This window comes from Acinetobacter sp., from assembly GCF_045628685.1.
GTDB lineage: Bacteria > Pseudomonadota > Gammaproteobacteria > Pseudomonadales > Moraxellaceae > Acinetobacter.
In genome coordinates, this window is record NZ_JAZQPV010000108.1 from 1 (window position 1) to 19697 (window position 19697).

15 protein-coding genes and 1 pseudogene are annotated in these 19697 nt (G+C 41.1%); 13 read left to right on the forward strand and 3 right to left on the reverse strand.

Going from position 1 to position 19697, the window contains the following annotated elements; translation table 11 throughout:
• The 13 genes and pseudogenes from ACKI4H_RS14150 to ACKI4H_RS14210 all read left to right on the forward strand — a co-directional run.
• A pseudogene (locus ACKI4H_RS14150) lies at positions 1-124 on the forward strand (IS5/IS1182 family transposase); the annotation flags it as partial.
• A 399-nt stretch (positions 125-523) separates the two neighbouring features.
• On the forward strand, positions 524-1393 hold the full coding sequence (locus ACKI4H_RS14155) for a MetQ/NlpA family ABC transporter substrate-binding protein (RefSeq protein ID WP_407306831.1): 870 nt from the start codon (positions 524-526) through the stop codon (positions 1391-1393).
• Between the two features lie 73 nt (positions 1394-1466).
• On the forward strand, positions 1467-2492 hold the full coding sequence (locus ACKI4H_RS14160) for a methionine ABC transporter ATP-binding protein (protein WP_407306833.1): 1026 nt from the start codon (positions 1467-1469) through the stop codon (positions 2490-2492).
• Complete coding sequence (locus tag ACKI4H_RS14165) at positions 2489-3184, forward strand: methionine ABC transporter permease (protein WP_407306835.1); 696 nt, start codon at positions 2489-2491, stop codon at positions 3182-3184. Before ACKI4H_RS14160 ends, ACKI4H_RS14165 begins: the two co-directional genes overlap by 4 nt.
• Positions 3185-3402: 218 nt before the next feature.
• A complete protein-coding gene (dnaE, locus tag ACKI4H_RS14170; RefSeq protein ID WP_407306837.1) occupies positions 3403-6966 on the forward strand; it encodes a DNA polymerase III subunit alpha in 3564 nt (1187 codons plus the stop codon).
• 33 nt (positions 6967-6999) lie between these two features.
• Entirely contained in the window at positions 7000-7857 is an 858-nt protein-coding gene (locus ACKI4H_RS14175; RefSeq protein ID WP_407306839.1) for an RNA methyltransferase, read from the forward strand.
• Positions 7850-8656, forward strand: coding sequence for a serine O-acetyltransferase (gene cysE / locus ACKI4H_RS14180; RefSeq protein WP_407306841.1), 807 nt, complete (start codon positions 7850-7852; stop codon positions 8654-8656). The genes ACKI4H_RS14175 and cysE overlap by 8 nt, the downstream gene beginning before the upstream one ends.
• A gap of 183 nt (positions 8657-8839) precedes the next feature.
• The gene (locus ACKI4H_RS14185; protein WP_407306843.1) at positions 8840-9778 is read left to right on the forward strand and encodes an ABUW_2363 family tetratricopeptide repeat lipoprotein; all 939 of its coding nucleotides are present in this window, start codon (positions 8840-8842) and stop codon (positions 9776-9778) included.
• Between the two features lie 130 nt (positions 9779-9908).
• Positions 9909-11918: an esterase/lipase family protein gene (locus tag ACKI4H_RS14190; RefSeq protein ID WP_407306845.1), complete on the forward strand. Its 2010-nt coding sequence runs from the start codon at positions 9909-9911 to the stop codon at positions 11916-11918.
• 433 nt (positions 11919-12351) lie between these two features.
• Complete coding sequence (gene mutS, locus ACKI4H_RS14195) at positions 12352-15003, forward strand: DNA mismatch repair protein MutS (protein ID WP_407306847.1); 2652 nt, start codon at positions 12352-12354, stop codon at positions 15001-15003.
• A 204-nt stretch (positions 15004-15207) separates the two neighbouring features.
• Positions 15208-15531, forward strand: coding sequence for a ferredoxin FdxA (fdxA, locus tag ACKI4H_RS14200; RefSeq protein ID WP_407306849.1), 324 nt, complete (start codon positions 15208-15210; stop codon positions 15529-15531).
• Positions 15532-15671: 140 nt separating this feature from the next.
• A complete protein-coding gene (locus tag ACKI4H_RS14205; protein ID WP_407306851.1) occupies positions 15672-16394 on the forward strand; it encodes a peptidase M15 in 723 nt (240 codons plus the stop codon).
• 147 nt (positions 16395-16541) lie between these two features.
• The gene (locus ACKI4H_RS14210) at positions 16542-17207 is read left to right on the forward strand and encodes an O-methyltransferase (RefSeq protein ID WP_407306853.1); all 666 of its coding nucleotides are present in this window, start codon (positions 16542-16544) and stop codon (positions 17205-17207) included.
• Between the two features lie 143 nt (positions 17208-17350).
• Here the strand turns inward: ACKI4H_RS14210 and ACKI4H_RS14215 are convergent, their stop codons facing one another.
• The 3 genes from ACKI4H_RS14215 to ACKI4H_RS14225 all read right to left on the reverse strand — a co-directional run bounded on the left by ACKI4H_RS14215 (position 17351) and on the right by ACKI4H_RS14225 (position 19536).
• Positions 17351-18193 (reverse strand): universal stress protein, encoded by an 843-nt coding sequence (locus ACKI4H_RS14215; RefSeq protein WP_407306855.1) that lies wholly within the window; start codon positions 18191-18193, stop codon positions 17351-17353.
• Positions 18194-18326: 133 nt separating this feature from the next.
• A complete protein-coding gene (locus ACKI4H_RS14220) occupies positions 18327-18944 on the reverse strand; it encodes an acyltransferase (protein ID WP_407306857.1) in 618 nt (205 codons plus the stop codon).
• A complete protein-coding gene (locus ACKI4H_RS14225) occupies positions 18937-19536 on the reverse strand; it encodes an IMPACT family protein (protein ID WP_407306859.1) in 600 nt (199 codons plus the stop codon). Before ACKI4H_RS14225 ends, ACKI4H_RS14220 begins: the two co-directional genes overlap by 8 nt.
• Positions 19537-19697 lie beyond the last annotated feature (161 nt).

The window sequence follows — 19697 nt, forward strand, 5'->3', positions numbered from 1 at the left end:
TAGGTTAAAGCAGTTCAGAGGAATAGCAACACGATATGATAAGCTAAAGTGTAGCTATGAGGGTGCAGTTGCATTAGCTTGTGTATTTATTTGGCTACCTTTATCGGGTAAATTCTATACTTGAAATGTCAACAGACCCTATTGTTTTTACTATTAATACCTCAAATATCTTATTATCGCTATTCACTTAATAAGATAATTGTTAATTTTTTATTCACTATATTGAATATAGATTTATTGTTATGATGAGGCAAATTTTGATTGAGTAGAAATTCAATCTCATTAATGAATACAATGATTTAAAAACTTTTTATAACTGTTTTTTAAATCACTATTCAACAGATTGCTAATTGCATCAACGTAATTTATAAATTTTATAGTGCTGCAGATCTATCAGGCAAACGTTTGGACATGATGACTGTAATCATGCCTTCGTTCTATACTGATTTCGATTTTGACTTAATCTCTCTAATAAATGATTCGTAAATTTAAAGCCAAAATTAAATTTACTTGGGATGAATACATGAAAAAGCTCCTTGGACTTGTTTTAGGTTTAACTGTTGGCTTAGCGGCTTGCTCTAAACCAGAAGCGCCTGCAACTGACGCAGCAAAAAGTGATACCGCAAAAGAACAGACCGTTGTAATGGCATCGACTGGTTCAGATGCAGACATCTGGCGTTATATTACGACATTGCCTGAAACCAAAAAAGCAGGTATCAATCTTGAAGTGAAAAACTTCACTGACTATGTGGCCATGAATAATGCAGTAGCCAACAAAGAAGTCGATCTCAATGCATTCCAGTCATATGCTTATTTGGTGGCATTCAATGCATCGAATAAAGACAAGATTGCACCAGTGTCTACGACTTATCTGGAGCCAATGGGTATTTACTCAAGCAAAGTAAAAAAGGTTGAAGATTTTACTAACGGCGCAACCATTGCTATTCCAAACGATGCAGCCAATGAAGCGCGTGCACTTTTACTTCTTCAATCTGCTGGCTTGGTAAAACTTAAAGCTGACTTTGACCCTGCCACTGGTACACCAAGCGACATTACTGAAAATGCTAAAAAAATTGTGATTAAACCGATTCAAATGGCGACTGCGGTTCGTGTTAAAGATGAAGTGGATGCGATTGTTTTAGGCAATACACTTGCGCTTGAAGGTGGTTTGAACGTACTGAAAGACTCGATTTACTATGAACCAGTAGACCAAAGCACCAAGTTAAATGTAAACATTTTAGCGACTGCTGAATCTCGTAAAGATGATCCTTTACTACAAAAAGTCGGTGCCTTGTATCACACCGAAGCTGTGAACAAATACGTGCAAGAAAAATTTGGTGGTACGAAGGTCGATGTGAATAAACCAATTAGTTATTTAACTGAATCAAAATAGTAATATAATCATCCAAACCAAACAGGCAAAGTCATTTTGCCTGTTTTTTATTTTCTGCTTAGTTTCTGACGATATGATTGAATTTAAAAACATTTCAAAGCACTATCAGCTCAAAGGTCAAACCATACGTGCCCTAGACCAAATTAATTTGGAAATTCCAGCAGGCAGTATTTTTGGTATTATTGGCTATAGTGGCGCAGGTAAAAGCACCTTAATTCGTTTGATTAATTTATTAGAACGTCCGAATGAAGGTCAGGTAATTATTAATCAAAAAGATTTTATCGCTTTGGATGCACGCTCATTACGTCAAGAACGTGCAAATATTGGTATGATCTTTCAGCACTTCAATTTATTGCAAACTAAAACTGTCGCGGCAAATATTGAAATGCCACTGAAGCTTTTGGGAATCAGCAAAGTTGAACGTGAAAAGCGCTTAAATGAATTACTTGAGTTTATTGACCTTAAGCATAAAAAAGATGCTTTCCCCGACGAGCTTTCAGGGGGGCAGAAACAACGTGTCGGTATTGCCCGCGCGCTTGCCAATCATCCTAAAATTTTACTTTGCGATGAAGCAACCTCTGCACTAGATCCGCAAACCACCAAATCTGTTTTAGCCTTACTCAAAAAAATCAATAAAGAACAGAACATCACCATTGTCATGGTGACCCATGAAATGGATGTCATTGAAACCGTTTGTGATTATGTCGCGGTAATGGAACAAGGTAAAGTCATTGAAACCGGTTCTACCCTTGAAATTTTCAGTCAGCCACAACATCCAACCACGAAAAACTTTATCCAAACGGTGCTTCAGCAACAGTTACCCGTCAACATATTAAAGAACCTCGAAAATCAGAATCACAACAGTATTTATTGCCTACAGTTTTTAGGCAGATCTGCTCAAGAAACTGTGGTACAGGCAGTAATTAAGAAATTTGATATCAGTTTAAATATCTTGTTTGCCAATATGACCGAAATTAATGGCACCGTAATTGGACAGATGTTTATCCAATTGTTGGGTGATCTAGAAATTATTCAGCAAGCAATTGAATTTTTAGAACAAAATGGCGTAAAGGTTGAACATTCAGGAGATCAGGTATGAGAGATTTAATCGTACAATGGTTGACTGAACTGACTACACCGTTTTGGCAGAGTTCCCTGTCGATTGACCAGTTTGTCACTGCCCTACAAGAAACCTTTCACATGGTATTCTTTGCCATGTTGTTTGGCGGAATTTGGGGCTTTATTCAGGGTATTGTATTATTGGTCACTCGACCTGAGGGTATCCTTCCGAATCGTGCGGTTTATCATATCTTGAACCCGATTGTGAATGCCCTCCGCTCCCTGCCTTTCATCATCCTCCTCATTGCAGTGATTCCCTTCACTAAATTTTTAGTCGGTACGTCAATCGGGACTTGGGCAGCGATTGTTCCACTGACCATCTATATTGGCCCCTATATGGGACGTCTGATTGAAACTTCATTATTAGAAGTGAATGAAGGGATTGTGGAATCTGCTCAGGCCATGGGTGCTACCCCATTACAAATTATTTTCAAGTTTATTTTGCCTGAATCGCGCAGTTCACTGATTTTAAATTTAACCACCGCGACTATTAGTTTAATTGGCGCAACCGCAATGGCGGGTGCAGTCGGTGCCGGTGGTATTGGGGATTTGGCGATCTCATATGGCTATCAACGCTTTGATACCAGCGTGGTCATTTTAACCGTAATTGTGCTATTGCTCTTGGTGCAAATTGTTCAGACTGTGGGCGAGTGGTTGGCCAAGTTAAGATAAATATTGATTAGCTCAAATCTTTAAAACCCTCATCTTGAGGGTTTTTATTTGGCAAAAATATTCTGGTTAAAAATAATTCAATTTCCGACTTTATCAATAAAAACATCAGTTCTAACCAATATTGCAATGAAAAATCTGCTTCGATTTTGATAAATATTAAGCCATTCCTATATTCAGAGCATGCTAAAATAGCCGTCAGTTTTTGCAGGGACTCATTTATGCACTTTGTTCATCTTGGTATACATACAGAATTTTCAATTACGGAATCGATCGTACGTATACCTGATCTTATGAAAGCTGCAGAGAATGATGCAATGCCAGCTTTGGCATTAACAGATCTGTCCAACTTGCATGCCGCAGTTAAATTTTATAAAAAATGTTTGGATAAAGGCATCAAACCCATTCTGGGTAGTGTCATTCGCCTGAATGATGCAGAACATAAAGCAACCCTGCTTTCCATGACCAACAAGGGTTGGCGCGGTCTAACTGAAATTGTTTCGCGCGGCTTTATTGAAGGTCAGCAGCTTGACATTCCTTGCGTAAAAAAAGAATGGGTGCTTGAACAAAACCAGGACATCATCGTGCTTTTAGGCATGCATAGTGATGTCGGTAAAATGCTCAACTCATCCAACCCGCAAAAAGCTGAAGCACTGTTAGAAGAATGGATTGAAAAATTCGGCAACCGTGTTTATCTGGCTCTGACCCGTACTGACCGCCCCGATGAAGAGAGCTTTATTGCAGGCGCAGTTAAGCTGGCCCAGAAATACAATATTGGTGTCGTAGCCCATAATGATGTGCATTTTATTGCAGCAACCGACTTCGAAGCACATGAAGCACGCGTGTGTATTGCCGATGGCTATGTGCTGGGTGATAACCGTCGCCCGCGTTCTTACACGCCTGAACAATATTTTAAAACTGCCGAGGAAATGACTGAACTGTTTTCAGACATTCCAACAGCGATTGAAAATACCTACCACATTGCCAAACGCTGTAATGTCAGCTTGCGTTTAGGCTTCAATGACCTTCCCGACTTCCCCATTCCAGAAGGTCATACCATTGATACCTTCTTTGAACATATTTCTCGGGAAGGCCTGGAAGAACGCTTAAACTTCCTTTATCCCGTTGAAAAACGCGATGAAGACTGGCCTGAAATCCGTAAAGTTTATGATGAACGTCTAGCCTACGAAATTGGTACGATCCTGAACATGGGATTCCCCGGCTACTTCCTGATCGTGATGGACTTCATTCAGTGGTCCAAAAATAATGGCGTACCGGTCGGTCCGGGACGTGGTTCAGGTGCAGGTTCACTGGTGGCGTATAGCCTGAAAATTACCGATCTCGATCCGCTACGTTATGACCTGCTGTTCGAACGTTTCTTGAACCCTGAACGTGTTTCGATGCCCGACTTTGACATCGACTTCTGTATTGCAGGTCGTGACCGGGTGATTGACTATGTAGCACGTCATTATGGTCGTGATGCAGTATCTCAGATTGCCACTTTCGGAACCATGGCCGCGAAAGGTGCCATCCGGGACGTAGCACGTGTATTGGGTAAATCCTACGGACTTGCTGACCGTATTTCCAAGTTGATCCCGACCAAGCCATTAGGTGTAGACCTTCGTGCGGCCATCGACATGGAACCGCAGCTTAAAGATATCGTCACTAATCCATCTAACCCGGATAATGACGACGCTGCTGAAATCTGGGAAATGGCCCTTAAGCTCGAAGGCATTACCCGTAATACCGGTAAACATGCCGGTGGTGTGGTGATTGCACCAGGTAAAATTACCGACTATTCAGCCGTGATGTGCGATGCTGATGGTACCAACCGCGTTGCACAATTCGATAAAGATGATGTTGAATCCGCAGGTTTGGTCAAGTTCGACTTCTTGGGTCTGCGTAACCTGACCGTAATTGAAGATGCAATTCAGAATATTAATAAACGCATTGGGCCTGAAAAAACCGTTGATATTGCGCATATCCCGCTAGACGACGCCAAAGCCTATTCAATTTTTTCGGATGCCAATACTACTGCGGTATTCCAGTTTGAATCCGTCGGCATGAAAAAAATGCTGAAAGAGGCACGTCCAAGTAAATTTGAAGAAATTATTGCCTTTGTATCGTTGTACCGTCCTGGTCCAATGGATCTTATTCCTGACTTTATCCACCGTATGCATGGCGGTGAATTTGAATATCTGCATCCGTTGTTGGAAGGTGTACTGGAGCCGACTTACGGGATCATGGTTTATCAGGAACAGGTTATGCAGGCCGCACAGTATTGTGCCGGCTATACCCTCGGTGGCGCGGACATGTTGCGTCGCGCCATGGGTAAAAAGAAAGTCGAAGAGATGGTCAAACACCGTCAAATCTTTATTGAAGGTGCGGCAAAAAAAGACATTGATGAAGCGACCGCCAACCATATCTTCGACTATATGGAAAAATTCGCCGGTTATGGTTTTAACAAATCACATGCCGCCGCTTATGCCTTGGTTGCTTACCAAACAGCATGGTTAAAAGCCTATTATCCGTCTGAATTTATGGCAGCGGTACTCACTTCGGAAATGCAGAATACCGACAGTATTGTATTTTTGATTGATGACTGCCGGATTAATGGCTTAGAAGTGTTTCCACCGTCCATTAACATGTCTTTTTACCAGTTCCATGCCAGCGATGAAAAAACCATTGTCTATGGGTTAGGTGCAATTAAAGGCGTGGGTGAGGCAGCCATGCAATCGGTGATTGATTCACGTTTGCAGGATGGCCCTTACAAAGATTTATTCGATTTCTGCCATCGTATTGATTTGAAAAAAATCAATAAACGAACTTTGGAAGCTTTAATCCGCTCAGGGGCTTTGGATTGCTTGGGTATTGATCGTGCCAGTATCATGGCGCAATTGCCGGAAGCAGTTCAGGCGGCTGAACAGGCACGTTCTAATCGTGAAACCGGCATTATGGATTTATTTGGTGAAGTTGAAGAAGTTCAGCGTAAACCGTCTAAACCAGTAAAACCGTGGTCAGATGAAGTCCGTCTTAAAGGCGAGAAAGATACCCTTGGGCTGTATCTCACCGGACATCCAATTGATGTCTATCGCCCCGAGTTAAAATCCTTTATTCCTGTACGAATTAACGAATTAACCCCGACACGTCGCGGTGTTACTACCGTATTTGCCGGACTGGTTGTGGATGTTGCCAACTTCCCGAACCGGATGATGGTGACACTGGATGATGGTACGGCACGTATTGAAGTCTCTGCCAACCATGAACGTTTCCAGCGCTTTAAAGATGTCATTCAGGCCGACCGTGTGGTGGTGATTGAAGGCGAAATCTATGAGCGTGAGGGTTATGACCGTCCGATGGGACGTTTAACCAAGGCGTTCAGCCTGAATGAAATTCGCCAGAAACGTGCCAATAGCATCCAGATTAAACTGAATAGCGAACATCTGACCAAAACCCTGAGTCAGGATTTACAAAAGATTCTGATCCCATATTGTAATGTCGATATGTGCAATCATATTCCAATGCAATTACAAATTGATTATCCCTACGCTTCTGCAGAAGTTCATTTGGGACTGAATTGGAAAGTTGCGCCACAGGATGAACTGCTGGCGAAATTACGCGATTATTTTGGTAAAGATGTCATTCACATTGAATATCAAGTGAAATCCAAAGCTGCCAAGGCCGCGCATCATAGTAAGCCCGCATACATTGCACCGCCGCCTGCCAATGTCAGCATGGATGATGCGATGGATCTGTATCAGGCTGAAGCCAACCAATATTCTTAATTTTTAAATATTTAAATTCAAATCGGACACATTATGAGTCAAGTTGACAATGCTGTTGTTTCAGCACATCTCTCCCATGTGCGTATTGTCATGGTCAATACCACATTACCTGCAAATATCGGTAGTGCTTTACGCGCTATGAAAACCATGGGCTTATCCAAACTGATACTGGTTGAACCTAAAACCTATCCGCACCCGGACATCAATGCTTTGGCGGCAGGTGCAGTCGATTTAATCGAACAGATTGAAATTGTACCGACTTTAGAAGAAGCAATTAAAGACTGCCATCTGGTTTTTGGTACCAGTGCGCGTAGCCGTACCATTCCGTGGCCTTTGCTGGATACCCGCCCTGCTGCGGAAAAATCGCTTAACGCAGTCGTCAAAGATCATCAGGAAATTGCGATTGTATTTGGTCGTGAAGATCGTGGCCTGACCAATGAAGAATTGGCGATGGCCAATTATCATGTCACTATTCCAGTCAATAACGACTATGGCGTACTCAATGTTGCCCAAGCCATTCAAGTGATTTGCTATGAAATGCGTATGGCAGCCATGGCATTGACTGAGCAGAAAGAAAATCCTGAAGCCACCATGCATGTGACCGATGAAATTGACATGCAGTGGGATGAGCCATTGGTCACGCATGAACAAATGGAACAGTTTTACCCGCATATTGAAAAAATGCTGGCAGAAATTGAATTTATGGATCCAAAAAATCCACGTTTATTGCCTTTACGCTTGCGTCGTCTCTTTGGGCGTATACAATTAGACCGTATGGAATATCATTTACTTCGTGGCATATTCACGCGTGTACAAGCGATGAATAGTGGTAAATGGAAAAAATCTACAGATAAAACAACAGATTCTTCAGAGGATCAAACTAATGCTTAAACAGCTTAAAGAAGATATACAGGCTGTATTCGCGCGCGATCCTGCAGCTCGAAACACCTTAGAAGTTCTCACGACTTATCCGGGCATACATGCACTGATTATGCATCGTATTGCTCATGAACTTTGGCAAAAAGAGTGTAAAGGCTCTGCTCGCCTATTGTCTTCTTTTAGCCGTTTTGCCACAGGCATTGAAATTCATCCAGGTGCAAAAATTGGTCGTCGTTTCTTTATCGACCATGGCATGGGTGTGGTGATTGGTGAGACTGCCGAAATTGGGGATGATGTCACGCTTTATCACGGCGTGACCCTGGGCGGTACAACCTGGAATAAAGGCAAACGTCATCCAACTCTGGAAGATGGTGTGGTGGTCGGTGCCGGTGCAAAAATTCTTGGCCCCTTTACCGTGGGTAAAAACTCCAAAGTCGGCTCCAATGCAGTTGTCACCAAAGAGGTTCCACCGGATACCACAGCTGTGGGCAATCCAGCCCGCTTTATCACCAAAGACAAACCAAAAGATGATGAAGAAGCCCGTCGCCGTGATTATGCGGAAAGCATTGGTTTTCAGCCTTATGCGGCAACACAGGACCAGCCAGATCCAATCTTAGATGGTATGCGGGTTTTGCTGGAGAGAATTCAATATAATGAAAAACGCATGAATAACTTATGCCAGCGTTTATCTTTACTTGACCCTTCATTCAAAAAGCAGCAAGACGAACAACCCTTTAGTGTTGAAGAGCTTAAAATTATTGAAGATGTACGCCGGGAATGTGAAGCACAAAGCAGTCAGTCCAAAGCCTAAAGTGCTTATGTGAATCTTCACAATTGCTAACTTGCGTGTTCATCAGAGTTTTCTTAGACTGACAAACATGCAAGTCGGGTTTATTGATACTTCATCTGTTCAATTTTAGCTTACAGCGCAAGCCATTTATGAAATATCGACAGACTCTCATCAATTTTAAAATTAAATCAATGGATGACCCATATGACTCTTAAGCCTTTGGCATGTACATTAATAGCGGTTTCTTTACTTTCTGGGTGTAGCTCAACTCCTAAAGAAGAAACAAAACTGACTACTCCAATTATCTTCACTGAACCTGATTTGACTCCACCGTTCTATGCATTGAATCCATTTAACTACGATGCTCCACCTCCATTTGAAATTGCATTAATACAAGCAGCAGCACAGCCCGTCACTAAAATGGAAGTTAATCTTCAAAGTGACCCGTCACAGAAAGTCACTTTAGATGTGAACAAGCTGATTATTCCAACCGTAAACAGCAATGAACGTAATTTGAAATTTGCCGTACTTGCAGGCGAAAATGAACTTGATGTCACTGAAATTGATGACTTCTTGCAATTGGTTGAAGGTAAAGCACGCCACTATCCGCCTCGTTTTACTGATCGTCAGGAACGTAAAGGTTTTGAAGCAAAACTGAAACAATTGACGCAGCAACTTGATACTTTAGCATCACGGGATAATGCGTCTTTTGATGTACTCATTCGTGCATTTAAAGCCAGTGTCATGGCGCGCAACCTGGATCTGGGTTCGGTTTATACTACTAAATCTTTAACCTATGCGCAGCGTATTTTAAGAATTAACAAAGAAGATGGGGAGGCAAACTTCTGGTTTGGTTTTGGTTTATCTGAAGGCGGCGGTCAACGTGAAGCGATTCCTTATTTAGATAAAGCGATGAAAGCCGATGTTCAGGAAGCGTATCTCTCTGCGGTAAATAACTACATTGCCATGGAACAAAAGAAAAATGCGATTCAGACTTTGAAAAATTACAAAATCAAATATCCACAAGAAGCTGAAGTGGCTGACCGTTTAATGGCTGAAATTGAAACACAAGGTCGCTGGAATGTATGGCAAGTCATTGCTGCACCAGCAACACCAGCAACACCAGCAACACCAGCATCTTAATATTTAAAGTCAGACCAAAGTAAAAATAGGCCGTCCAGTACGGCCTATTTTTATGGGGATTGATTGAAAATTAGAAGAATTATCGTATGATGAATCAAATTCAAATAAATACATACTGCAGATTATTATTATGCCAAAACAGATATACAAAGTTTTATTTGCAGCGCTATTCAGTAGTTATCTTCTCACTGGCTGTCAGGTGGTCAGTGTAAAAAGTCAGGGCATCAATGTTACTATTGCCAATGAACGAGAAAGTATTTTAACGCGCAACAAATTAAGCGAAGCCAGCTTAAACGTGCTCTCGATGACGGGGCGTGAAGCGAACATTTGCTCGGACGAACCTGAAGAGTGCATTCGGGAACTGCAACAAATTCCCCAGGTTCAAGATGAACAATTATTATCTACAGCAAGTGAGGTTTACTTAGCCAAAGCCTTAAGTTTTGAAAATTCAAGTGATTGCAAAATTGGCATATTAACCAGTACCAAAGCAGAAGAAAAAAAACAGCTCCAGCAAGTCAATTATAATAAATGTTTAGATCAGCAGCTTTACATGTTAGATAAAAGTATTCGATACAGTTATGCCTACATGTTTAAAACAAAACGCGCACCCCAAGACCGTATTTTTGATAACAGACAGGTGCAAATTCGTGACTTCTATAACTTGGCCCTGGCTAAACTGGTTTCAGCTTATGGCTTACGTTATAAACCTACGGAAGTCGAAAAACGGATTAAAGTCGGTGACAGTATCTACAGCATTAACTTTGACCATTACCCACAGCTTAAAGAACAGAAAATTGAGCAGCTGCTCTCAAGTTATAACCTGAATTTTTCAGGGTTGCGCTCTATTAACCGCCGTGATGGTTTTGGTTCCGAATTTGTGGTTGTTTTACCGCAAGTTAAGAATGATATCGGTGAAGGTAAAAATAAATATATTATCGACCCGATAAATTTTAGCTACAAAAATGGCGTTAATCCAAATATTCATCAAGCGCGTTATTTGGCAGCCACCATTACCGCCCAACCAAAATCTGCAACCAGTATTGAAGATATTTTAAATAAGGCCGAATTTGAATTAAAAGCTTTTGATCCATACAAGTATGAAAAAGTGGATCTGGCAGGAAAAACCTATCCGCTTGCTGCTAACTTTTCTACACCCTATGGTTTATGGCTGGCACAAAACAATCTGGGTAAAGCTGCTTATTTAACCCTGATTGACCGTGATGATCATCTCACCATGCCGCATTTATATATGCTTGAACCCTATAATCCAAATAAAAAAGTGATTGTACTGGTGCATGGTTTAGCCAGTAGTCCTGAAGCATGGATTCGACTGACCAATGACATTATGGGCGATACGGTGCTACGTGAGAATTTCCAGGTCTGGCAAGTGTTCTATTCAACCAATATGCCGATTATTGAAAGTCGCTTGCAGATTTATGCCCTGCTCAATCAGGCCTTTGCACAGGTGGATGCCAAGGCACCCGCCAAAAAAGATGCCGTACTGGTTGGACACAGCATGGGAGGCATTATTGCACGCCTTTTGGTCAGCGACGCGGATGTGACCCAAAAAGCCTTATCCATGATGAATAACCGCCAATTAAATAAATATCAAAAATTACCGATTATTTCTCAGCGCCTGGTCATCAAGGATATTCCTAATTTTAATCGGGCGATATTTCTCGCATCTCCGCATAAAGGAACCGATTATGCAGATCGCTGGTTTACCAAGGTTGCACGTAAAATTATTCGTATACCAGCTACCTTCCTGTCTGCCATCGGTGACAGCATACAAAATCAGGATCTGGACGTTAAAGATCTATTAACCCAGGTTGATCACGGCCTGATTCAAAATGGTCCAAGCGACTTAAGCCATCAGTCAAAATTTATGGAACTGACCAAAGACATTAACCCACGTAAGGGTCTCGCCTTCCATTCTATTATGGGTAATATCACCGACAGTGATGATCTGAATATGATTACCGATGATGTCGTTACCTATAAAAGTGCCCATTTAAATGGCGCAGTTTCTGAAAAGATCATCAAAGGTGGCCATTCCATTCAGGAAACACCTGAAGCCATTTTAGAGTTGCGTCGAATCTTACGCCTGCATTTGACCCAATTAGGTTTACATAACCCTTAAGGTAAGTAATTCAGCCGATCATGCTTCATTCCTATGATCGGCTGAAATGTTATTCAATTTGACGCAATAAATATTTGCTTAGGCTATTGTTAAGTATTATTCAAATATTTCAAAACTCGCCTATTGATCTTTATTAGCACTCTATTCACTATTAACTCACCCAAAATCTCTTCATAAAAAATAAAAAAATGGTTTCCCTCATTTTTACGTATTTATTGCAAAGCATTTTTCTCTGCTCATGCAAATTTGATAAGATAAGCCACTCGAATGAAGTTAAGTTTTTTGATAGGTACGACTTGCCAGAAAATCAAAAAATATAAGCAGAATGTGTTACTGGTAAATTAACTTATCTTCATGCAAAAAATTGAAATTGGTGAGACAGCCAAGTTTTTAGCGATCTAGATTTATTCAAATATTTAAGGATTTTACCTCAATGAGTTACCCGGAAATCATGGCTGATCTTTCCACTTTAACGCCCATGATGCAGCAGTACCTGAACGTCAAAATGCAACATCCTCACTCACTCATGTTTTACCGTATGGGTGACTTTTATGAACTGTTTTTTGATGATGCCCATAAAGCTGCAAAATTACTGGGGATTACATTAACCCATCGTGGCAAAGCCAATGGCGAACCGATCCCGATGGCGGGCGTACCTTACCATGCAGCTGAAGGTTATCTGGCGCGTCTGGTCAAGAAAGGCGAAACCGTTGTCATCTGTGAGCAGCTCGGTGAAGGCGAGAGCGCAGGCACTCGCGGTAAGGCGCCTATGGAACGTGGTGTAGTCCGAATTATCACTCCCGGTACACTAACTGACGATGCACTACTCAACAGTCATCAATCTTCCAATTTGGTCGCGCTCTGCATTCAACAAAATCAAATTGGTATTGCGCTGTTAGATTTAAGCGCAGGCATTTTCAAGGTTCAACAACAAGATTTTCAACACGAGCAACTCGCGATTGAGCTTTCCCGCTTAATGCCAAGCGAAATTCTGGTGGATGAAGATATTGTAGATCCCAATATTATTGAACAAATTAAAAAGCAACTTGAGTGCCCAGTTACCAAGCGTCCAAATGTCGATTTCAATGTCAATAATGCGCAAAAAACCTTATGTGATCAGTTAGCCGTATCGACACTGTCAGGTTTCGGGATTGATCATTTACCACTGGCAAAAGCCTCTGCTGCAGCACTGATTCACTATGCCAAAGAAACCCAAAAAACAGCTTTACCGCATATCCGTTCCATTCAGCTAGAACAAAGCAGTGACTTTATTGCACTCGATCCCGTTACGCGCCGCAATTTAGAGTTAGTCGAGCCCTTGTTTGATCATGGGACATCGCTATTTCAACTGATCAATGATTGTCAAACCGCGATGGGTGGACGTTTACTCAGCCGCACCTTAATGCAGCCGCTGCGTGATACCAAATTGCTCGATGCCCGCCTTGATGCAACGGCAGCGATGCTGAATGGCTATCATGAATCACCAATTCGCTTAGTGTTGAAAGACATTAGTGATATTGAACGTGTACTGAGCCGTATTGCTTTAGGCAGTGCACGTCCACGTGATTTAGTCCAGTTGCGCCAAGCCTGTGCGCAAATTCCTTTATTACGCCATGCCATTCAGCCGATCACCCAAGCCCGGCAATCTGGCTTAATTCAACAATTAGATCATGAATTAGGTGATTTCAAGGGGCTATATCAACGTCTGATGTCTGCCATTGTTGAACACCCCCCTGTCTTGCTTCGTGATGGTAATGTGATTGCAGAAGGTTTTGACAGCGAACTTGATGAACTGCGTAAAATTCGTGATCATGCAGGTCAGTTCCTGATCGATCTGGAAACTCAAGAGCGTAAAAATACGGGAGTCTCTACCCTTAAAATTGGCTATAACCGTGTCAGCGGTTATTATATTGAACTGACCCGCGCGCAGGCAGATCAGGCACCAGATCACTACATTCGTCGCCAGACCTTAAAAAATGCAGAGCGCTATATCACGCCAGAACTCAAATCTTTTGAAGATAAAGTGCTATCCAGTGAATCGCGTGCGCTGGCACGTGAAAAAATGTTATTTGAAATGCTGCTGGATGAATTACGTCAAGATATCGGCAATTTACAAATGATGAGCAGCGCAATTGCGCAGATTGACATGCTGGCTAACTTTGCCCATCAGGCACGTTTACGCAACTGGTCGCGTCCGGAATTTAGTCCTGAAATCGGGGTGAAAATTATAGCCGGTCGCCATCCTGTGGTTGAAGCATTAAGTAAAACGGCTTTCACCCCCAATGATACAACTTTAGATTTCAACCACCGAATGGCCATAGTGACAGGGCCGAATATGGGGGGTAAATCCACATTTATGCGCCAAACTGCACTGATCAGTTTATTAGCCTATTGTGGATGCTATGTTCCTGCTAAATCCGCAGTACTAGGCCCAATTGATCGGGTCTTTACCCGTATTGGCTCAGCGGATGATTTATCCACGGGTAAATCGACCTTTATGGTGGAGATGACAGAAACTTCACAAATTCTGCATCATGCCACTAACCAGTCTTTGGTGTTAATGGATGAAGTCGGTCGGGGTACCAGTACCTATGATGGCTTGTCTTTGGCGTGGGCTTGTGTGATTGACCTCAGCAAACGTATTAAATGCCTGTGTCTGTTTGCGACGCATTATTTTGAACTCACTGAACTGGGTAAAGAGCCTGGCATTGATAACTACCATGTTACCGCCAAGGAATTGAACGGAAATTTAATTCTGTTGCACAAAGTTCAGTATGGCCCTGCCAGTCAAAGTCATGGTCTGCAGGTCGCAAAATTAGCCGGTATTCCTGCCAGCGTGATTAAAGAAGCACAAAATCGTTTAAAAATTTTAGAAAAACAGCAACATCAGCAGCTCAATAAAGCCGTGCAAAACGATTTATTTAGTGTAGTAGATGAGTCATCCATTGAAGTGATTGAACGTGTTGTTGAAGTAGAGAAAGATGTACCTGCACTGAATCTGTTAAGAGCTTTAGATGTCGATAATCTTTCACCACGCGAAGCACTACAACAAATCTATGCTTTGAAAGATGCGCTAGAAGCTTAATTTAAAATCATCATCAGTAAGTTAAAGACTCCTAAATAGGAGTCTTTTTCATTTAGAAGCCTTATTTAAGCAGATGTTCAGTTTTTATTAAAATTAACAGCCCTATATATAACAAATATCAATAAAAGCAATTGTTAGTTACATGCATTTTTGCCTAGAATATAGCAAGAGTAATTAGAACCATATTTTTAGGTAGCTGTCGCCATGACCTTTGTTGTCACCGAAAACTGTATTAAATGTAAATACCAAGACTGCGTAGAAGTTTGTCCAGTAGATTGTTTCTACGAAGGTCCAAATTTCCTCGTCATCAATCCTGATGAATGTATTGACTGCGCACTTTGCGAACCCGAATGTCCTGCAAATGCTATTTTCTCGGAAGATGAGTTGCCGGAAGGTCAAGAAGTGTTTATTGAACTCAATACTGAACTTTCACAAAAATGGCCGAACATCACCCAGATTGGGGAGCAACCTGCTGACCGTGAAGAATGGAATGGTAAAACAGGCAAGTTACAATACTTGGAAAAATAAAACTGTTTTTACCTTAAAAAGGTCAGCACCTGCTGATCTTTTTTTATACTTAAAAAAACATTTGATTGCAATATTTCCAAATTTTATCCATCAATTTATATTAAAATGATAAACGTATTTATAAATATTTGATTTCTATAATGAAGGATTTTCTTAAGGGATTAATCGGGTTCAGTTTAATCCCACTTGTCATGATTGGATGTACTACATCTCCTCAGAAACAAGGACGTACCACCATGACTCCCAACGGAAAACGGATCTTCATTCCTCAAGAACGCATCATTATTGAACGCCCGATTCCGCCTAAAACGGTTCCTTATGCTTATAGCGCTTGGGCGGCAATAGGTGATAATTTACGACGCGTACGTGAATATGAAGTGTTTCTTGAACAAAATGGTGTGGGGAATATCATTCCAAGTTTTGAATTGATGCGTACAGCACGAGATTGGCAAAAATGTTCTCGTTCACAATACATGATTCCAAACCGTGAGTTGTGGAACAACCAAGTTTCGACTTTGCGTGTATTTAAATATTTGGTTGCAGCCAAAGTGCTCACCGACTTTGAAGTCACTTCGGTTTATCGTGATTTACCCCTCAACCAGTGTGCTGGCGGGGCCAATTCATCACGTCACTTATTTAATTCGGCCATTGATTTTCGTATTGGACCTGCATATCCTCAACCTGAAGATTATGCTTATATCGAAAATACCAAATTTAAATTATGCCAATTCTGGGCGCAACATGGTCAAAGCCTGAATATGGGACTTGGCCTGTATTCTTCAGGTCAAATCCATATTGATACTCAAGGTTATCGTACTTGGGGACCTGATTTATCACGTCATTCGTCTATGTGTAATTACTAATCTATATAATTATTAAAAACTGGTTAAGATAAAAAGAGATCTTGATGATCTCTTTTTATTGTCCTATTTTCAATAAATTTAAACGATAAATTGCACTCTGAATGGAAAGGTTTAAAATGTTTGCATCGCAAAAAAGGTGACGAAACTATGCAAAAAATGTGGACAGAGATTGATGCTTACATCGATTCACATTTAATTCCAGAAGACCCTATTCTTCTACAGACATTAAAAAATACTGAAGAAAAAGGTTTTCCAGGTCACCTTGCTGTAGCACCCAATCAGGGTATGTTGCTGCAAATGCTGATTCAGATGAACAAATGCAAGCGTGTGCTGGAACTGGGTACTTTTGCCGCCTACAGCACCATGTGGTTGGCACGTGCACTGCCTGAAGATGGTTATATCCTAACGATTGAAGGCCGAGATACCCACGCAGCTTTAGGTCAGGAAAATATCAACAATGCCAAGCTGCCGCAAACAATTGACCTGAAAGTGGGACGTGCAGCTGATGTATTAAAGGCCTTGCCTGCGGATTTCGAGGCTTTTGATTTTATTTTTATTGATGCTGATAAACAGAGTTATCCTGAATATTTAGAATTAAGCCTGAACCTGTCTCATTCAGGAACCATTATTGTGCTCGATAATGTGATTCGTGGAGGCGAAATCATCAATCTTGAAAATCATAAACCGAGTATTGAAGGTATACGAGAAATGTTTGTCGCTTTACAGAACCATCCTCGAATCTTGTCGTGTACAGCGTTACAAACTGTAGGCAGCAAAGGCCATGATGGCTTTGCATTGGCCATAGTGAAATAATTTGACACAAAGATCAAAAAACAATCGTACTGTTTTTTTATTTATTTATTAGTAATTTACACACACTATCCATATAGTTATCCACAAGTTATGCGGATAACTATGACTAATCTTTAATCACTACGTTTAGACCATACTTTTGCTTATTTGACCACCAACAAAGGTACAGTTGAATTTCGGAAAATAGTCGTTGCAACACTGCCCAAAAAGAACTGGTGAATTTTACTGTGACTAAATGCACCGAGTACAATTAGTTGTATCTCATGTTCACTCTGATATTCAAGTATATTTTCAGAAACATCTCCATAACGATATTCCATCACCACATCGAGTCCTGCCTCACGTAAATATTGTGCAGGTTCATTCAATATTTCTGGATGATCTCCAACATAGAGCACATGGCACTGCAAAAGTCTTAATAAATCACTTTGTGCAATTCGTTTCATCAAGTTGACGCAGGTTGGCGAATATTCATAAGCAAAAATAAATCTTGTCGGTGGCTTAAAATTTTCGCCCACGGTCATAATGGTACAGTTAGCACCACGAATAAAGTTTTCAACGTTACTGCCAATCGGTTTATTCCGCTCTGCAGAGCGCTCCCCGACTCGACCAATAATGGCAATGTCGTCATTTCTAAGCACATTAAAACTCTGTTCTAAAAAATCGCCTTTTTCTTGTAGATGCGAAGCAGTCAAATCATATTTTTGCTGAATCATTTCGCTAATATGATCGAGCAAATTATTACTATAATTCAGTGCCAATTCACTTTGTTTTTGTTCAAGTTCCGCCAGTTCTTTTAGTAACATTGCATTACTTTCAAAACCAATCACCCCACTTATTTCCCCTAAGTGATAACTGGCAGGGTAATAATCTAAAACCTGTAATAACACCAATTCACGTTGGGTCTGCTTTGCAACCCACGCAGCAGCTTCAGCAACTGCATTTACGCATGGAGAAGAATCGATACATGCGATTACACGTTTCATTTTTGCCTCGCTTTTCGCCATTAAAGGCTTTAAGTCTATTTGTTATTTTTAACTTAGCATATCTATTACAGACTGTGCATGCTTTTATGTAATTAAACTTGCTCGGTATTTCATCTTCATTTTATTGAACTTTTTAATCGCGATAACGAATAAATTTTGCCGGATTACCCGCAACAATAGCCGCTTTTTCAATATTTTTTGTGACCATGCTATTCATTCCCACCACGGCATGCGCACCAATACTTATGCCATCTTTTACACCGACATGGGCACCCAACCAAACATCCTGACCAATCTCTATACCTAGGGAGCGTACCGGTTGCTGGTAAATCGGCTGTTCAAGCTCCATGCCATGGTTGAAGGCATACAAGTGACAATATGCAGCAATACGAACCTGATGATGTAGTTTGATCCCCATACGCCCGCCATCCAGAATGCAGTGATGGTTAATCGCTACTTCATTACCTATTTCCAAGGGTCCATGCAAAGTACAATCTGCTGCAATAAAGGTATTATCGCCAATCACAATTTTCCGGCCCGGCTCGGCAAAAATATGCGCCAGTGGTGAAACAAAACAGTTTTCACCAATTTCGACCGTTTCCATTTGCATTAAATAGGCCTGATATTCTTTTTGCCATGCTTCAGCCCAACTCCGGTTTTTTGGTTTCAAAGACCAATATAACCACGGCATATAATTCAAGCGATGCTTATGCTGTTCACGATATTTTAACAGCGGGTCTTGTTCAGTCATTCTGTGGCTCTTCTACAATTTGGAGTTGTTCACGACCGCGTGTCACATCCTGAATTTTCAATGACAAAGGTTCAATTTGATGAATTTGTACTAAGGCTTCGACCTGTACCCCAGTTGCAGTATAGTCTTCTGTAAATTCAATTTTCTGTTGATTGAGTTCGTATTGAAAGATCGACCATTCATTAAATTGACAGGAAAAACTGACCTTTTTCTTTTCAATCAGTTCAATTTTTTCAGCCAGTAATAGACATTGTCCTGCACAGCCACCATACGCGCGAACCAGTCCACCTGTCCCAAGTTTAATTCCACCATACCAGCGATTCACCAACACCAGAATATTGGTCAATTCATTTCCTTCAATGGTCGCCAGGATAGGTCTTCCTGCAGTTCCAGATGGTTCACCATCATCATTAAACCGGACATTGTGTCCAATTTTCCATGCCCAGCATTGATGTGTGGTACTGATATCCTTATGAGTCTCCAAAAAATCCTTGACCGCCTGTTCATTTTCGACAGGCACAGCAATGGCTTGAAAGCGACTTTTTTTGATGTCTTCTTCGAAAGTAATGGATGAGGCAATCGTAAATGGCATAAATCTGACAATAAAAAAATCACTATAAAATTATAACGTGTTTTAAAACATCTGCAGCCAACTTAGATAAACATTTGAGCTGTACCACCCTCCTCTAGTAAGAATAGATACAGTATGCTCCAGTATTAGGGTTATAGGGCTTAGAAAAATTTCCACGCATT

Coding starts and splice junctions, on each gene's coding strand:
- ACKI4H_RS14155 (WP_407306831.1), top strand. CDS start 524: ATGAAAAAGCTCCTTGGACTTGTTTTAGGTTTAACTGTTGGCTTAGCG.
- ACKI4H_RS14160 (WP_407306833.1), top strand. CDS start 1,467: ATGATTGAATTTAAAAACATTTCAAAGCACTATCAGCTCAAAGGTCAA.
- ACKI4H_RS14165 (WP_407306835.1), top strand. CDS start 2,489: ATGAGAGATTTAATCGTACAATGGTTGACTGAACTGACTACACCGTTT.
- dnaE (WP_407306837.1), top strand. CDS start 3,403: ATGCACTTTGTTCATCTTGGTATACATACAGAATTTTCAATTACGGAA.
- ACKI4H_RS14175 (WP_407306839.1), top strand. CDS start 7,000: ATGAGTCAAGTTGACAATGCTGTTGTTTCAGCACATCTCTCCCATGTG.
- cysE (WP_407306841.1), top strand. CDS start 7,850: ATGCTTAAACAGCTTAAAGAAGATATACAGGCTGTATTCGCGCGCGAT.
- ACKI4H_RS14185 (WP_407306843.1), top strand. CDS start 8,840: ATGACTCTTAAGCCTTTGGCATGTACATTAATAGCGGTTTCTTTACTT.
- ACKI4H_RS14190 (WP_407306845.1), top strand. CDS start 9,909: ATGCCAAAACAGATATACAAAGTTTTATTTGCAGCGCTATTCAGTAGT.
- mutS (WP_407306847.1), top strand. CDS start 12,352: ATGAGTTACCCGGAAATCATGGCTGATCTTTCCACTTTAACGCCCATG.
- fdxA (WP_407306849.1), top strand. CDS start 15,208: ATGACCTTTGTTGTCACCGAAAACTGTATTAAATGTAAATACCAAGAC.
- ACKI4H_RS14205 (WP_407306851.1), top strand. CDS start 15,672: ATGAAGGATTTTCTTAAGGGATTAATCGGGTTCAGTTTAATCCCACTT.
- ACKI4H_RS14210 (WP_407306853.1), top strand. CDS start 16,542: ATGCAAAAAATGTGGACAGAGATTGATGCTTACATCGATTCACATTTA.
- ACKI4H_RS14215 (WP_407306855.1), bottom strand. CDS start 18,193: ATGAAACGTGTAATCGCATGTATCGATTCTTCTCCATGCGTAAATGCA.
- ACKI4H_RS14220 (WP_407306857.1), bottom strand. CDS start 18,944: ATGACTGAACAAGACCCGCTGTTAAAATATCGTGAACAGCATAAGCAT.
- ACKI4H_RS14225 (WP_407306859.1), bottom strand. CDS start 19,536: ATGCCATTTACGATTGCCTCATCCATTACTTTCGAAGAAGACATCAAA.